This window comes from Paenibacillus sp. FSL F4-0236, assembly GCF_038000135.1.
In the GTDB taxonomy this organism is placed as follows: Bacteria; Bacillota; Bacilli; order Paenibacillales; family Paenibacillaceae; genus Paenibacillus_AQ.
The window spans coordinates 3404636-3420190 of sequence record NZ_JBBOBK010000001.1; the positions used below are offsets into that span (position 1 = coordinate 3404636).

The following is a 15555-nucleotide window of genomic DNA, read 5'->3' on the forward strand; positions in this document are numbered from 1 at the left end:
CAAAAGCGTTTCATCCGATATTTGAAGTTCGGATGGAACGCTTTTTTACTAAGGATGTGGAGCTTAAATCTTTCTTCACTACTTAGCATACTGAAGAATTGCAATTGCTGCTCGTTCCCGTCGATCGGCGTTCTCACTAACAAGAGCTTCCTTCAAAATATCGAGCGCCATTGATAATGTCTCTTCATCCACATACACTCGATTATTCACCGCTTGCTCTGAATCAGAAGAACCTGTAATCCACAGATCCACACGAGCACTAGGCATCGGCCCCTTATACTGTTTAACCACTCCACTATTGTTAAGAAACTCTTTTATCCCTGCGTTTAGATCGGTTATAGAAAGACTTTTCAGCCAAGTTACACCACGTCGATGGCATGTACCGATGTCTGGCGCGTCAAATAATTCATTGTAAAAATAATCGCCTAGATCTCCTAGATGTACCCAATCGCCATCACACACCAGCACATAATCGCCATCCTGCATCGTATGTACGAAGAGTTGAATGGCTTGTATATGTTTTGTAAGCTCCAACTCACTGTATTGGTATGTATGAATCATCCGATCACGGAGCTCCACTTTACTGATGTTCTCCAAATCCCCTATTCCGGGATATCCGATACTCACATAATTATCCTCTAAAAATGCAGTGATTCGTTCGGTCCCAAGCGGTTTTGATCCCATCTGAAACAGATTCATAGATCATTCCTCCAAGTAATTAATATAATATTTTTTCAGCAAAGAGAACTCTACTTAGCAAGCTCATATGTCTATCCTCCATCCTGCGTCCTCATTGGTGTAATTAAAAAAAGTGTGGACGAAGTCATGTCTACAGGCTGTATCACCAGTGGTCTTTCTTTTCCAGCAAACCTTATTCTAAGCGTCTCACTATCGATCGCCCGAAGGATGTCTCTGAAATATTTTCCGTTAAAAGCTACTCGAAAATATTCACCTTCTAGATACTCCAATGGAATCTCCTCTTTTGCCTCACCTACGTCGGCGGTCCTGGATATTAAATGAAGTATACCGGAGGGATATACACCGAGCGTTACACTTTCACCAGCCAATATAGCAATACGTTCAACCACACGCAACAAACGCTCTGTCTTAACGATCACTTCGGATATATATACTTGTGGAATTAAATTATCGACATAGGGATAAGTGCCCTCAAGTAGCGCAGACTGAACCCTCAAGCCATCAGAAATAAATCTGATTTGTTTTTGACCTATCTCGATTTGGATGCTGCTGCCCTCATCATCGTTTATTATTTTTAAAAGATCCTCAAGGGTGCTGCCCGGTATAATAACATTTAAAGGACTTGCTCCGTAATCTTCTACGTTTTCAACAACATGCTGAGCGAGGCGGATGCCATCAGTGGCGACTACGCGAATATTTTGATTATCTATTTGAAGTGAAACACCTGTGAGCACAGGTCTTGTTTCCAACGAAGAGACCGCAAAAACCACATGTTTAAATATTTGCTTCAAAAGTGTGTTCTTCATGCGTATCTTTTGGGTGTTTGGATGATCCACGTAATGGATTCTCGGAAATTCTGCAGTGTCCATCCCGCATAAACGAAACTGAGTATTGCCCGATTGGATATTTAGAATCAATGTCTCTGCGATTTCCAGCCTAATTAATCCAGGGTCAAGCTTGCGGATGATCTCATAAAAATAACGTGCGGGCACTACGATCTCACCTGGTTTGTGTACAATCATCGAATCCATCTTCACAGGAAGCTTATATTCAATGGTCATTCTTATATTGCTGGCTGTTAAAGTCAGACCCTCCGCTTGCGCCTGAATATGTATTCCGGAAAGAACACGGGAGGAACTATTCGCGGATATAGCTTTTAAGACTGCTTGTAGTGCTGTGCTAAGAGAATCTTTTGACACATGGATTAGCAAAGACCTCACCTAACTCTCCTTAGATTCCTTTGCAAAATGTGCCTCAATAATGTTCCGAAATACCTGGGAGCGAGATACGTTCTGTTCCTCACAGGCCTGCTCTATCTCCTGCCAGATGTTTTCTGGTAACGTCAAAGATACCTTTTTAGTTATACCGGTGCTTTTTCTGCCAGCCCCTTCCCGAAGACCTCCCCTCGTAAAAAGAAACCCTAACTGCCCGTCTTTAGTAGCTACGCCTACCTTAACTTTATCCTTAGAGCTGCTTGTGATATCGCTTGTGATTTTAGAATTGAATTCACTTAAAATTTCATCTCTGTGTTCGTCTTCGAATTTATGATCACTCAATCCTCATACCTCATAATTTGAATTTAGTAACTAAAATCATTAAATCCACTATTTTCATAATACCATACATGCCAATAATCCACCACCATTCTAGACACAAAAAAAACACCCCATAGATCGGAGTGTGTGGTTAGCTGGGTAAGCGTTCGAAATTGTGATTGTAAGAGTTAATTACCACACTATCTCAAGATATTTTGGTAATTTGGTGTAAGGTCAGACTTTCGTGGGTCTCTCAAATGCTTGAATGATTCTAACTTCACCTTAGGACCAGGAGTGATTCTAAAAGTCATAGTATCCTCTCCAACGGAAAGATGTGGACCCACTGTAGGGTGTATATTGAGTGTAATTAAGAAATCAAACCGACGAAATCCATTCACTCGCTTTATATCTGTAACATCTACTAAATAAGGATACACTGTCGGAGTTATCGTCAGAAGTGGCGCATAAATCTCAGCCATTTTTTTCTCAATATGGGGTAAAAGGAAGAGCATTAGTGTGTCTTTGTACATGAGCTCGCGGGAATCCTGATCTGGAAGCTTCGGTTCCGATTCAGATCTAAGCGGAGCCTCAGATTGCGGTTGAACTAAGCCATTAGCGGAGCAAGGTTGTTGCCCCAGCAAGAACATAACTGCGATAAGAAGAGGAGCAATCCAGCTTTTTTTCATCAAAATAGCCTCCTTAGGGAACTTTTTATAAATTCCCCAATGAGGCCCTATTTTTATACGCTAAATCTCAATTGTGTTAAAAAGAAAGGGATCTCCCCTAAGATAATTCCTTAGAATCGCTTGCGCATAAGGCTGTTCTGCTTTCAGTCCCTCGGTTTCTCTAGGGTCGGGTGCGTGATGGCAATAATTTTCGATCATAACCATGACCGTAAAATTCTCTAAAGTCTGAAACCACTCCCCATCAAGCTTGGCCACACTTTCGTAACCCTTAATGACCAGTTCTCTTTGTAAAGGATACAACCCTAGAATGGTATGTGCCACATCATAAAGATAATATCCCCAGCCACATCTTCCGAAATCAATCGGTCGAGGTTCACCCTCTTTAAATATGATGTTCCCTTGATGTAAATCACCATGGATAACCCCATAAGTCCTTCTGTTCTTATTTTTATGCTGCTTGCTTAACCAGCCGTATAATTTCTCTGCCGCAGACTGATACAGCACGAACTCATCATCCGAAAGAAAACTATGGTAGTGCAGCTTTAATCGGAGCATTGCTTTTCTAAAGCTATGTTCATCCCACACAGGACGATTAAAGCCTGGAGGTAACTCAAGCTCCTGTGTCGCTTTATGTAGCTTGGCTAATAGAACGCCTTCTTTGTAAATTTGATCTTCGGTAAGTCTTTCGTTCGCATGTTCGCCTTCAACCCAGCGCATTAACGATGCATATATACCATCCTCATTACCTTGCTCCACTTTGAACGTAACAGAACCCGTTCGATCATGAACGCCTTTCGGCAGGGGGACATCAATTTTCCTCTTCAAAAGCTCCAGCCATGCGATTTCGGAGTTAATTTCTTCTTTAGATCTCCCCGAATGAAGACGCAGCAAAAAAGTCCCCTCTTTATTAGTCTCTATTACAAAACTGCAGGTGTCCGATCGTTGGATAAAACGAATCTGTGTCCAATCGAGGTCAAAGTGCCGGAGCGCCATTAAAGCTGCTTGCTTATAATTATTTCTCATCGCAATGGAATGTACACATCAACCTCATCAGGCCACGTAGGATTAGCAAACTGATAAACTTCAATAGCCAATGCACGATCATTACTCTGCAAACCATTTTCTCTCACATAAGTATGAAGAATCTCATAAGGATCGCCTTTGGATTTCACCTGGACATACCGATGAGCCGGGATCGTAAAACCAAGCATACCTTCAGGAACATTCGTGAGTTCCTCCACTTCCATACAGATCATATAGGTAAATAAATTCTCCGAAGTAAAATGTGGACTAAGGTATCGTTCAGGGTGAATAATATTGCTAATTTCATCTTTTCTACTATTAAATTCTCGCTTCATCGCCTCTACTCTTTCCGTCTCGTGCCCTACAAAGGAAGAAGTAATACTCAAGCCTATTAGCTTCATCTCCGGTAATTCGAGCACTTGGACTACACCTTCATCCATCATGAATAATTCATCCCTTCTATGATTATTTAAAATGAAAATATCTGAAATAAATATTTCTCTTGAAAATAATTTCAGAAAACTAAATAATATAAAGCAGTACTACATGTCGGATCTATCATCTTAATAAGGGTGGAGCTTCATTACAGACAGAAGAAAGGTTGAACATCGGCACCATGAACGCAATTCCAAACCTCAACAAGGAACCAACCCGTGTGGAAAAAACACGCAAAGAACCTTTCCCCATCTCTATTCTATCGCTTACGGTAGGCGCTTTTGCCATTGGAATGACTGAATTTGTCATCATGGGTATTTTACCAAATGTCGCCAAAGATTTACAGGTTAGTATTTCTACTGCAGGTCAGCTCATCACGATGTATGCCCTTGGGGTAGCCGTCGGTGCTCCTATTCTAACCATCCTTACACAACGAATTCCGCAAAAGAAACTGTTATGCCTGCTCATGGTATTATTTATTCTAGGCAACGGAATCTCTGTATTTGCTCCAAACTATGCCGTTCTTATGGTAGCTCGTATCATCACAGCTTTAACACACGGGACTTTCTTTGGTGTTGGTGCAGTGATCGCTTCTAATCTGGTCAAGCCCAATAGGCGGGCCGGAGCCGTATCCATTATGATGGCTGGTCTAACGATTGCTAATATCGTTGGTGTTCCTCTAGGAACATTTATTGGGCAAAACATGGGCTGGCGCGCCTCATTTGCTGCGATAGCAGTCATGGGCGTCGCTGCACTAATCGGCATTCTTATTTTCATTCCAAAGATTAAACAAGACAAACCTGCTAGTGTAATCCAGCAAATTTCTGCGCTAGCTAATCCTAAACTGCTTCTATTCTTACTGATCGGTGCGCTTGGTAACGCCAGCTTGTTCACAGTGTTCACTTATATAGCGCCACTGCTAATGGAAGTTACCGGCTTTGCCGAGCATAGTGTGACATGGATTCTAGTTCTCTTCGGCTGTGGTGTAACCATCGGGAATATCGTTGGCGGGAAGCTTGCAGATTGGAAGCTGATGCCTTCTATCGTGGGACTTTATTTCGCGGTTAGTGTCATTCTTACGATCTTTTCCTTCACAATGCATAGTCCAGTAGCTGCGGTCATCACAATATTCTTCTGGGGTTTGGTATCCTTTGCGGTCATGCCAGGACTACAAATACGGATCATGAGTCTGGCTCAGGCCGCTCCTGCCCTCGCTTCTACAACCAGTCATTCTGCAGGTAATCTCGGAAACGCAACAGGTGCCTTCATCGGCGGATGGGTCATTTCTCATCTTGCGATTACTTCCCTGCCATGGGTCGGTGCCGTTCTAGTAGGACTCGGTCTGGTACTGGGGATTGCTTGTTATGTAGCAGAACGCAAAGAGAAAGTGGCGTAATTTTTTATAGGGTTATATTTAAAAACGAGGGTGTCTCCAAAGCGATGAAAATAGCTTAGGGACACCCTCGTGTTTCATTTTACAAACTATAGCTATCTACTATCTTATGGCTTCATTCTTCTAATGCTCAGCATCTGATTTGCCCCTTTTTGAAATTCATAAGGAACCTCCATCTCCTCCACAGCGAAACCTTGTTGAACCATCTCATCTATAAGGCGATCTAGATGCTCATATCTTTTGCAAGACAGATCAACTAAAGGGAAAATACGAAGCTCTCCGCTAGTCACCCGCATAAGTTCATTAACAGTCCTTAGATGAAAATCATAATCCAGCCGATCACTATACATAAATAGGAAATGCGCAGACAATGTCAGATCAAAATCCTCATCATTGAACGGCAGATTAGGTAAAATCACAGGAACATATCGCTCCGGGGTTTGTCTCTGATCCCTGATGTTATCGTTTAAAGCCCTACTCCTCGCTTGTGTCAAATCCTCTATAGACTTAAAGTAGTCCCATACAAAATTGCCCTGTACCTTAACCAGTTCAGACATAGCATGCTCAATATCTTGAACACCTTTATCTTCAAGCTCATCCGCAGAGTAATAATAAGCGATATCCGCAGCAGTCACGTCACTCCCTAACTGATTCGATATCGCTGTAAAAGAGCAGGCACCTGCAGGACAATCCAAAATCCGCCTGCCTACAAGATCCGCTTCTTTCAATTTGAACATCTGTAAATATTCCTCAAAGGTCCTTCCTATAAAAACAATCCTCTCCAACTCAAGCTTTCCCTCTACTCCGCTCATCTCATCTCACCTTTCCTCATCTCGGCTAATACTGCTCGCTTTTTACTTCTGTTTAAATATATGTATAAGATAATCTATAAGAAGTCCTAGAATCAGGAACGACCCAAAATGAATTACATACGTGGGTAATCTGACGCTGATTAATATACTGCTTGCAGCCCATTCCGTATTATTAACATCAACCATCCAGTTTGCAAAGGGCTTCATGAAAATCAGCGTATCTATAATTGGATTAAGTCGTACAAGAATGATGTTTGCGATCTCAATCCCCAAATAATCACCCAGACAGATGATGATACTAATAATCGAAAACCAGAAACTGAATTTTCTCCTTAAAAACATCAAGCACCGCCCTCTCTTTTTTTTCCTAATACATACAATTCGTTTAAAATTCAAAATATCCTTGTCGCGGATAGCTCCTGCTTTAAAAAATGATACAATCTGGAGCTCGCCAGCTTCAAGGGATAATCCGAAAGTTTACATAGGATACCGCAGGTCATATCGATAACCTTTCCCTCCAGTTTTCGCACTATCGTTCCTGCAGGGGCCGGATTCAAGACTATCTCAGGGACAAGAGCGACGCCTAAGCCACTTTCTACAAAATATTTTAGAGCCGACATGCTTCCAATCTCCATAGTATCGAACGGTGCACCACCTGATTCCTGTAGCACACTTTCTAATTTTTTGCGATAAGGACAGTTTGCTGCCGTAATAAGTAACCGATGATCCTGTAAATCCTCTGGCGTGATATTCTCCTTGGAAGCTAGCCTATGCTCTTCTGGCATAAGTAACACAAATTCCTCCGTAAATAAGGGTTCAAAATAAAGCTCCTTACCCAGCTCTGGCGCTGAACATACAGCCATATCAATTTCGCCTCGCAAAAGCAGTTCACTGAGTGCAGCGGTTCCCGCGATCTCCACGGAGACTTTCACTTTCGGAAACTGCGTCATAAAGCTGCTTAACAGCTGCGGCAAACGAAAGCTCGCCGTCGGATCCGTTACCCCTATGCGGAGGTTGCCAGCCTCGCCTATCTTCAAATCGACCAAACGGCTCTGCAACCGCTCCATATCCTTAACAATATGTAAGCTCTCTTCATAAAACAATCTACCAGCTTCTGTTAAGCAGATTTGTTTTCCCCGCTCAAGCAGTTGACATCCTAAGTCGGATTCAAGCCTCTGCATTTGCATCGTGACCGTGGATTGGGCATAATTCAATTCCTCTGCTGCACGGTTAAAGCTTCCTGAACTCACAATGGTTTGAAAGGTTTTTATTGTTTTTAGATCCATTCCTGAGCCCTCCACTACTTAATTCAAATAAATTGAACCAAACCTTCAATTAATTCAATTATACGAAATCCAATAATCACTATAGAATACTCTATATCAACAACATACGCCAACCAAAGGAGTGAATAAGGATGGATCTTAACAATAAAGTAGCCTTAGTAACTGGTGGAGGTACTGGAATTGGCAAGGCTGTAAGTCTGGAATTAGCCCGACGCGGAGCCCTTGTTGCAGTGAACTATTCTAGATCCGAGGCAGAAGCTAATGAAACCGTGAATACGATTATAAATCAAGGTGGGCAAGCGATAGCAGTACAAGCCGATGTTTCTAAGGATCAGGAAGTGCGAAGTATGGTCCATTCGATTATTCAGCATTTTGGGACGGTAGATCTGCTGGTGAATAACGCCAGTATTACTAAACATATTGCGCTGGGTGATCTGGAAAAAGCAACAGAGGAAGTCTGGGATGAACTCTATGATGTGAATGTGAAAGGAATGTTTTTCTGCGCCAGAGCAGTTGCTCCGTATATGAACCTGAGCGGTTCAGGCACCATCGTCAATCTCGGCAGCATCGCCGGACAAACTGGCTTAGGCTCTTCCCTTCCTTATGCGGTCTCCAAAGCTGCTGTTCATGGCCTCACGAAATCTCTCGCCCATGCGCTAGCTCCAACTATTAGAGTGAACTGTGTCGCACCGGGAGCTGTTGCTACTAGATGGTGGTCTGGTCGAGAAGAACAGATGCATAAATTAGCACCTAATCTGCTGCTCCAGCGTCTATCATCCACTGAGGATATCGCTCAATTCGTCTGCGCGACACTCGAACAGGAAGCAATGACCGGACAGATCATTACGGTAGATAGTGGACAAACGTTGTAACAACAAAACAAATGGCATATCAATTGAAGCGCCGATTGAATAATTAGGGGATTTCTCCCTATAATTCTGATATATCTACTCATCCAAATAGTAATTACGGAAAACCTCCCTATAATTTAGCTGATTTGCTAGAAAATAAAGAAATTCCCCTGATTTTTAGGGAGGAATTCCCTGTTTTCGTTCATTTAAGGCTAAAATCGGCTATTTTCAGGGAGTTATTCCCTAATTCCTCTCTAGCTCACACGATCGTCGTTTGGTCTATTTTATAAAGATAGAAGCTGCCCCAAAAGTAGAATTCCCTACTTCTAGGACAGCCTCTATTGCATAAATATTGGTGATGTCTTTAGTTAGGTTCACTACCCCAAATCAAGTTTCCTGACACGTATGCTGGTGTTTTGCTCCAGTCCACATAATTAGTATCCACCGCATTAAAAGAAAAATCTCCGGTTTGAGTATAATTCGTCCAATCCTCTTTAACCACCCGCACCTGGATGTCGATGCTCGCACCCGCAGCAAGTGAACCCGCTGCACTTGAGAAACCAACCTCCAGATAATAATCCGCATTTGCTTTAGCTGTTGGCAATTTTACAAATGTTCCTGTTACATTCGCGCTTCCCACCTGTGACCAATCGCAGAAGAAGCTTTGTGGCTTCTCTCCATCAATCGTGTAATAGTATCTTAATTTCACATCGGAGAGTGTCACAGCACTTGTGCTCGTATTCACCAGCTTGAACTTTGGATTCAACGTATTTCCGGAAGCAGACAATGTTCCGTTATACATCTGCACTTTCAATGCTGCAGTAGGAGCTACTGTCGTATCCGAAATTGTGACAACCAAAGATTGCGTGGTCCCTGCACTAAACTCAAAGGTAAGCGTTGTTGATCCCACTGCTTGTGTTGCCAGATACTCTTTCTTGATCGTTACTGTAGAACCACTCACTGTATAATCTGTGCTTGCTATGAGGGTGGCTGTTCCGTTTTTGATCGTGCTGAGCATATTTCCATTCAGTATCAGCGTTACTGCTACGTCTGCTTGATTCGCTGTTTTCTTATCAAAGCTTGCTGTTGTTGGAGTAATCGTTGAATTGGATATAGGTGTTGTCGTATCCGTTACCGCAATCGCTAAGGACTGCGTTGCTCCTGCGCTAAAGCTGAACGTCAGCGTGGTCGTTCCTACCGCTTGCGTCGCTAGATACGCCTTTTTAATGGTTACTGTTGATCCGCTGACCGTGTAATCTGTCCCTGCAACCAATGTTGCCGTTCCGTTCTTGATCGTGCTGAGCGTGTTTCCGTTCAGCGTCATGGTTACTGCGACGTCGGCTTGATTCGCTGTTTTCTTATCAAAGCTTGCGGTTGTTGGTGTTATCGTTGAATTGGATATAGGTGTTGTCGTATCCGTTACCGCAATCGCTAAGGACTGCGTTGCTCCTGCGCTAAAGCTGAACGTCAGCGTGGTTGTTCCTACCGCTTGCGTCGCTAGATATGCTTTTTTAATGGTCACAGTAGATCCACTGACCGTATAATCTGTACCAGTAACCAATGTCGCCGTTCCGTTCTTGATCGTGCTGAGCGTGTTTCCGTTCAGCGTCATGGTTACTGCGACGTCGGCCTGATTCGCTGTTTTCTTATCAAAGCTTGCGGTTGTTGGTGTTATCGTGGAGTTAGTTACTGGTGTTGTCGTATCCGTCACCGCAACCGCCAATGATTGATTAGCCCCTGCGCTAAAGCTAAACGTCAGCGTGGTCGTTCCTACCGCTTGCGTCGCTAGATACGTTTTTTTAATGGTCACAGTAGATCCACTGACCGTATAATCTGTACCAGTAACCAATGTCGCCGTTCCGTTCTTGATCGTGCTGAGCGTATTTCCATTCAGTGTCAGCGTTACTGCGACGTCGGCCTGATTCGCTGTTTTCTTATCAAAGCTTGCAGTTGTTGGAGTAATGGTTGAGCCTGTTGCTGGTAGATTGACAGGATCAGCATACAATGTGCCTCGGCCATTCGTTCCGAGATATACACGTCCGTAAATTCTTGGGTCACCAGTAATCGCCATATTAATCTTGGCGTATTGGTGGGCATCGTCATTAATACGAACCCAAGTTGCGCCAACATCATCGGAACGGAAGACACCCCGCACGCCATCAATCTTCGCTACCGTGTACAGTGCCATGTAAGTTTGACCCGGCGCAGCTTTTCCATAACCGATGAGATCAGCTTCTTGTACGTTGGTTAACTTCGTGAAGCTCGCACCAGAGTTCGTGGAGTGCCACAAACCATACTTATTCTCAGTCGTATTTCCTCCTGCAAACCAGATGTCACCTTCAATACCTGGTACTGCTTTCATGCTGATCTGAGCTTCGTTCGGCTGTAATCCAGCTACATTATTGGTTGGGAAACCTGAAGCTGAAGTGGCAGTAAATGTAGCTCCGCCATCCACACTAACATAGAAGACCCCAGCAAAAAATCCATAAAACTTGTTAGCATTCACTCGGTCAGATGCTACTTTTGCTCCTGCAGGTAATCCGGCGCTTGCTATCCAAGAGTTACCTGTTGATTTGGAGTAGTACACACCAATATCCGAGGTGCTCCACAAAATAGAGTTCCCACTTGCAGACACAGCTACTTGTCCATGCCCTACTGTTGTTTTGGTGCCATTTGACGGTTCGGAATTTGGCATGTTCCAGTTCACTCCACCATCGTTAGAGATACCAATGGATTTCATACTTGGTGTCTTCTCTTTATCTGCACTGCCTACCCGTACCATATATGATGGACTCAACTCTGCATAATCAATACTCATTGTTGTTGCCCATGAAGGACTAGTCTGGAATTTAGTTGGAGCTACCGACAAATCCTCATGACGGAAACCAGAAACGTCACCAAGTGCAGTGATCAAATGGGAGGTTCCCGTTGGCGGGCTTATCAACCCTAATACTGCAGTTTCCTCCACACCTTTTGCCATAACAGAGATATTCACCTTGCCTCCTGTATCCCATAAGGTCAAATTGTTTGAGCCATAAATGGTAGCCCCCGTCCCATACATCATCCGGTTAGAGTTGAAAGGATCAATTTCCAGATCGCCCATCATCCAGCCCAGTTTTGGTGAAGGATCAAGAGAGGTCGAAGTCGTTCCGTGATCGAGCCAAGGTGCTGCTGTGATATCCATACTGAACTTATAAGTTCGTTCTGGATAATTGCCCCAGTCCCAAATTCGGCTCCATGTTGCACCACCGTTAGTACTGCGGAAAATCACTTCATCAGGCCACCAAGCGTTTAAACTGGATACCATAACTGTGTTAGGATTCTGTGCATCCACAGCTAAACCACCGAAGCCATACCAATTATCCGTTCCGGTTGAAGGACTGATGTTCGTCCATGCACCGCTTGTTTTATTGTATTTCCAAACCTCACCTTTACTTCCGTCATAAGGACCTACACCATTGCTATAAGTAATATACAGATCGCCTGTAGATGAAAGCACGCCATGATGTGGCAAGTAGCCTGAAGGTTGTCCTGCCAGAGCTGTCCAAGTTACGCCTCCATCTGTACTTCGATATACGCTGCTTGCTGTATCGGCAACCCCTACATATATCGTTTGAGTCGCATTGCCAAGTGTTCCTGTGCTCTTATCGAACGTAATCCAGGATAAGCCAACGAGATCATTTCCGTAATCCAGTGTCGGATTCTGAATATATGTTCCTACATTCGTAAAAGAGGTTACCTTCGACCAAGTAACACCGGAGTCCGTACTTTTCCAGAGCCCATTGCCACTTCTGGCTCCGAAGAATAAAATATTATTCTTATTCGGGTCAATGACAAGGCGTTCACCCGCAGAGCGGCCCGGCATATTGCCACCTACCTTAAAAGGCAGCGGAGTGGTTTGCCAGGTGTTTCCCCGGTCACTAGAGCGCATGATCTGACCGTTATTATCCCAGGAGTTAGTATAAGTACCTGTTGCCATATAGACTTTGTTCGGATCAATAGGATCTGTAGCAAGGGCATCTACACCATTCTTATTCCAATCGACCCAGCCTACGGAGTCACTAATCGAAGTCCAACTAGAGGTAGCCTGATTCCATCGATACGCACCCCCGATATCTGTTCTGGCATAAATTAAATTGGGTTCGGACTGATTAAAAATAATTCCGGGTACAAAACCACCGCCGGCTCCCGTTACAACACTCTTCCAATTGTAAGGTTCACTTGCGGCCGCATGAGTAGTAGCTGGGAATGCAGAGAATAAAGAGCCTATCATCGCGCCAAGCAGGATTAACAATCCAGTTTTTCGGATACGATTACGAATCACGTTTTACGCCTCCTACAATTTTATTGGTTTGCTTTTGCTTTCCTCCTACTCTGTATCCCTGCTTCTTCCCTCCCCCCTAAATGACTATTTGAATTTTTCTGATAACGCTTTCATTATAATGGTAATGTTTTTCATAATCGATAGAAAATGGTTGTATTTTCATGAAGTTTGTCTCTAAAAATCGTACCATTTTCACACCTTAGATTACATTTCACAAGCATAAATCCCTCCCCTAAGAGGAGTGTCAAATCAAAAATCCAGAAGAATCCCAAAAAAGCCCTCTCCACCCTAACGGTGAAGAAAGCTACTACTGGTTAATGCGTAAGCACAAATTCATCCAGCATCTTACCATCCACATCATAAGCCTGATAAGTCAAACTATCCTTGGTAACACTAATCCCTGCGAACATTTGCTTGTAGTTTTGAAAATGCACCGCATGATAGAACTGATCCTCTTTTTTCTCGTTAAATTTCCCTCCGGAAGCATTGGTCACCACATATACCGTACCTTTTTTAGCACCTACCGGATTCTCACCTTCAGGAACGATTTTTCCAGCCCGCAAAGGGTAGGATCTGGAGTACTCATGATTATGACCCTGCAGCACCAGATCGACCTCATATGCATCAAAAATATCCGTCCAATCTTCAACCTTCTTATATGAATTGCCCCCGTATGCCGGACGGTGCATCGCAACAATCTTCCATTCCTTATCCGTGCTCTTCAAATCTTGCTTCAGCCACTCAGCTTGCTTTTTCAAATTGCTCTCCGTATTCAATACAGACACATGTACAGGACCGTAATCGAAGGAATACGAGGTGCCCGCAATAGAACCTTTTGCCCCGTTATCTGGCAGGTTGAAATGAGAAGTAAAGTCCGTCGCATCGTCATCAACCTGATCATGATTTCCCGTAACAGGCATTAAGGGTGTCCCCGAAAGCAAGCCTTGCACGTTACCAAAAAATTGATCCCAGCCCGCCGAATCCTCCGGATCCTCCGTTAAGTCACCATTATGCACAATAAACTTGGCCTCTGGAAAGGTCTGAATGGCCTTGCTCAATGTCTTCCCCCATAGTTTAAAATCATCCGCCCTCTCCCCTTGAGAATCCGCGACGTTGATAAACGTAACACTATCTAGTCCAACCTCTTCCGTGGTAAATTCCGCAACTGAACTCCATCCTCCCTCAAGCCCGCTGCCCACTCTGTAAGAATATAACGTCCCAGGTTCAAGTCCTGTAACCTCCGCTTTGTGAACACCTCTGGGACCATGGTCCGTTTTTATGGCGCTACTATTTGCTTCTATCCTTAGTACATCCGATTCTACAAAAGAGGACATCTGTCCCTTTACTAACTCCAGAACTCCTGCGGCATTGGAATCGCTAGTATACCAAGTAAACGCACGACTCGTTCCCGCATCTCCCTTAAAGGTGGTAACAAGATCATACGGGGCTGATGATTTCTTGGAGCTCCCGGATTTGGACCACTCCATCCCAACAGCCACCAAGATCAGAACAATCACTACTATCCCTAGGATGATGGCGAATTTATAGTCTTTCATCACGGCTCCTCCTTCATTTTTCTCTCTAGTCTTCTAACTAAGATAGCCTTCCAGAAAGTCAGAAGTCAAATCTATAGATCTATACTTTTGTTAACGCAGTGTAAAACATTCAGCTAACATTCAGTCTATTTTAAGTTAAGCATAAGGTCTGTCTCCTAGAATTAGTTGTGCAAGAAGGTTAGCCAACGACAGAGACAGAGATAGAGATAGAAATAGAAACGAGGTGGGAAAATGAGTAACAAGCTTCAATTCCGGCATGAACTAAAATTCTTCATTAACTATCATCAATACCTTATATTGCGTCAGCGATTACAGAGCTTGATTGATACAGACCAGCACACCAATGAGAGTGGCGAATATCATATCCGCAGTTTGTATTTTGACGACATCAACAACTCAGCGCTTGCCGACAAACTCGGAGGTCTCAGAGAACGCGCCAAATATCGTATTCGTATCTACAACATTCAAGACAACATCATTCACTTTGAGAAAAAAATCAAAATGGACGATTATATCGCCAAAATTAAAGAGCCGCTGACCCGTCAAATGTACGACGAGATCATGGCAGGTAACTATGAGGTCCTGAATGTCCCGGACAGTCCACTGTTCATGGAATTATACAATCAGATGCGTCATAACCTTCTTCGGCCGAAGGTCATCGTGGATTATGTTCGCGAGCCCTATGTTTGCCACAACGGCAACGTGCGGATCACGTTCGATAAAGAATTACGTACCGGTCTGCATTCGACGGATATTTTTGATAAGGATTTGCATCCGATTCGGGCGATGGATGAGAACTTTATTATTTTTGAAGTGAAATTCGATGAGTACATTCCGGAATACATTAAAATTGCGCTGCAGTTAGAGGGGCTGAACAGACAGTCCGCTTCAAAATATGTGATCTGCCGCAAATTCTTAAAAACCAACACTTGGGAGGATTATTGATTATGAATGC

At 43.6% G+C, this 15555-nt stretch carries 14 protein-coding genes and 1 pseudogene; 3 read left to right on the forward strand and 12 right to left on the reverse strand.

Annotated features, from left to right (window positions below; genetic code table 11):
• Positions 1-78 precede the first annotated feature (78 nt).
• From NSQ29_RS15550 to NSQ29_RS15575, 6 genes are all read right to left on the reverse strand, one after another.
• The gene (locus NSQ29_RS15550; RefSeq protein ID WP_341125509.1) at positions 79-699 is read right to left on the reverse strand and encodes a hypothetical protein; all 621 of its coding nucleotides are present in this window, start codon (positions 697-699) and stop codon (positions 79-81) included.
• Positions 700-770: 71 nt separating this feature from the next.
• On the reverse strand, positions 771-1898 hold the full coding sequence (dnaN, locus tag NSQ29_RS15555; protein ID WP_339270522.1) for a DNA polymerase III subunit beta: 1128 nt from the start codon (positions 1896-1898) through the stop codon (positions 771-773).
• Positions 1899-1919: 21 nt separating this feature from the next.
• Complete coding sequence (locus NSQ29_RS15560; RefSeq protein WP_231573432.1) at positions 1920-2255, reverse strand: hypothetical protein; 336 nt, start codon at positions 2253-2255, stop codon at positions 1920-1922.
• Positions 2256-2434: 179 nt separating this feature from the next.
• Positions 2435-2920, reverse strand: a complete 486-nt coding sequence (locus NSQ29_RS15565; protein ID WP_341125510.1) for a DUF3888 domain-containing protein — start codon at positions 2918-2920, stop codon at positions 2435-2437.
• A gap of 60 nt (positions 2921-2980) precedes the next feature.
• Positions 2981-3943 (reverse strand): phosphotransferase enzyme family protein, encoded by a 963-nt coding sequence (locus tag NSQ29_RS15570; RefSeq protein WP_341125511.1) that lies wholly within the window; start codon positions 3941-3943, stop codon positions 2981-2983.
• Positions 3940-4386 (reverse strand): GyrI-like domain-containing protein, encoded by a 447-nt coding sequence (locus tag NSQ29_RS15575; protein ID WP_339270514.1) that lies wholly within the window; start codon positions 4384-4386, stop codon positions 3940-3942. Before NSQ29_RS15575 ends, NSQ29_RS15570 begins: the two co-directional genes overlap by 4 nt.
• A 173-nt stretch (positions 4387-4559) precedes the next feature.
• Between NSQ29_RS15575 and NSQ29_RS15580 the strand changes: the two genes are divergently transcribed.
• A complete protein-coding gene (locus NSQ29_RS15580; protein ID WP_341125512.1) occupies positions 4560-5774 on the forward strand; it encodes an MFS transporter in 1215 nt (404 codons plus the stop codon).
• A 104-nt stretch (positions 5775-5878) separates the two neighbouring features.
• On the opposite strand, the gene NSQ29_RS15585 is transcribed toward NSQ29_RS15580, so the two are convergent.
• The 3 genes from NSQ29_RS15585 to NSQ29_RS15595 are packed head-to-tail and all read right to left on the reverse strand — an operon-like array spanning position 5879 to position 7869.
• On the reverse strand, positions 5879-6583 hold the full coding sequence (locus NSQ29_RS15585; protein ID WP_341125513.1) for an SAM-dependent methyltransferase: 705 nt from the start codon (positions 6581-6583) through the stop codon (positions 5879-5881).
• Between the two features lie 42 nt (positions 6584-6625).
• Positions 6626-6925, reverse strand: a complete 300-nt coding sequence (locus tag NSQ29_RS15590) for a hypothetical protein (RefSeq protein ID WP_341125514.1) — start codon at positions 6923-6925, stop codon at positions 6626-6628.
• Positions 6926-6975: 50 nt separating this feature from the next.
• Positions 6976-7869, reverse strand: a complete 894-nt coding sequence (locus NSQ29_RS15595; protein WP_341125515.1) for a LysR family transcriptional regulator — start codon at positions 7867-7869, stop codon at positions 6976-6978.
• A 131-nt stretch (positions 7870-8000) separates the two neighbouring features.
• On the opposite strand from NSQ29_RS15595, the gene NSQ29_RS15600 reads away from it, so the two are divergent.
• Positions 8001-8741, forward strand: coding sequence for an SDR family NAD(P)-dependent oxidoreductase (locus tag NSQ29_RS15600; RefSeq protein ID WP_341125516.1), 741 nt, complete (start codon positions 8001-8003; stop codon positions 8739-8741).
• Positions 8742-9084: 343 nt separating this feature from the next.
• Here NSQ29_RS15600 and NSQ29_RS15605 read toward each other — a convergent pair whose 3' ends face one another.
• The 3 genes and pseudogenes from NSQ29_RS15605 to NSQ29_RS15615 all read right to left on the reverse strand — a co-directional run bounded on the left by NSQ29_RS15605 (position 9085) and on the right by NSQ29_RS15615 (position 14600).
• Positions 9085-9861 carry a X2-like carbohydrate binding domain-containing protein gene (locus NSQ29_RS15605; RefSeq protein WP_341126773.1) on the reverse strand — a complete coding sequence of 259 codons (777 nt, stop codon included), beginning with the start codon at positions 9859-9861 and terminating at the stop codon, positions 9085-9087.
• A pseudogene (locus tag NSQ29_RS15610) lies at positions 9841-12993 on the reverse strand (X2-like carbohydrate binding domain-containing protein); the annotation flags it as partial. The gene NSQ29_RS15605 and the pseudogene NSQ29_RS15610, both read right to left, overlap by 21 nt.
• Before the next feature lie 365 nt (positions 12994-13358).
• Positions 13359-14600: a purple acid phosphatase family protein gene (locus tag NSQ29_RS15615; protein WP_341125517.1), complete on the reverse strand. Its 1242-nt coding sequence runs from the start codon at positions 14598-14600 to the stop codon at positions 13359-13361.
• A gap of 231 nt (positions 14601-14831) precedes the next feature.
• Between NSQ29_RS15615 and NSQ29_RS15620 the strand changes: the two genes are divergently transcribed.
• Positions 14832-15545, forward strand: coding sequence for a polyphosphate polymerase domain-containing protein (locus NSQ29_RS15620; RefSeq protein WP_341125518.1), 714 nt, complete (start codon positions 14832-14834; stop codon positions 15543-15545).
• The last annotated feature ends 10 nt before the right edge of the window (positions 15546-15555 follow it).

Coding starts and splice junctions, on each gene's coding strand:
- NSQ29_RS15615 (WP_341125517.1), bottom strand. CDS start 14,600: ATGAAAGACTATAAATTCGCCATCATCCTAGGGATAGTAGTGATTGTT.
- NSQ29_RS15580 (WP_341125512.1), top strand. CDS start 4,560: ATGAACGCAATTCCAAACCTCAACAAGGAACCAACCCGTGTGGAAAAA.
- NSQ29_RS15620 (WP_341125518.1), top strand. CDS start 14,832: ATGAGTAACAAGCTTCAATTCCGGCATGAACTAAAATTCTTCATTAAC.
- NSQ29_RS15595 (WP_341125515.1), bottom strand. CDS start 7,869: ATGGATCTAAAAACAATAAAAACCTTTCAAACCATTGTGAGTTCAGGA.
- NSQ29_RS15550 (WP_341125509.1), bottom strand. CDS start 699: ATGAATCTGTTTCAGATGGGATCAAAACCGCTTGGGACCGAACGAATC.
- NSQ29_RS15600 (WP_341125516.1), top strand. CDS start 8,001: ATGGATCTTAACAATAAAGTAGCCTTAGTAACTGGTGGAGGTACTGGA.
- NSQ29_RS15575 (WP_339270514.1), bottom strand. CDS start 4,386: ATGATGGATGAAGGTGTAGTCCAAGTGCTCGAATTACCGGAGATGAAG.
- NSQ29_RS15570 (WP_341125511.1), bottom strand. CDS start 3,943: ATGAGAAATAATTATAAGCAAGCAGCTTTAATGGCGCTCCGGCACTTT.
- NSQ29_RS15585 (WP_341125513.1), bottom strand. CDS start 6,583: ATGAGCGGAGTAGAGGGAAAGCTTGAGTTGGAGAGGATTGTTTTTATA.
- NSQ29_RS15565 (WP_341125510.1), bottom strand. CDS start 2,920: ATGAAAAAAAGCTGGATTGCTCCTCTTCTTATCGCAGTTATGTTCTTG.
- NSQ29_RS15590 (WP_341125514.1), bottom strand. CDS start 6,925: ATGTTTTTAAGGAGAAAATTCAGTTTCTGGTTTTCGATTATTAGTATC.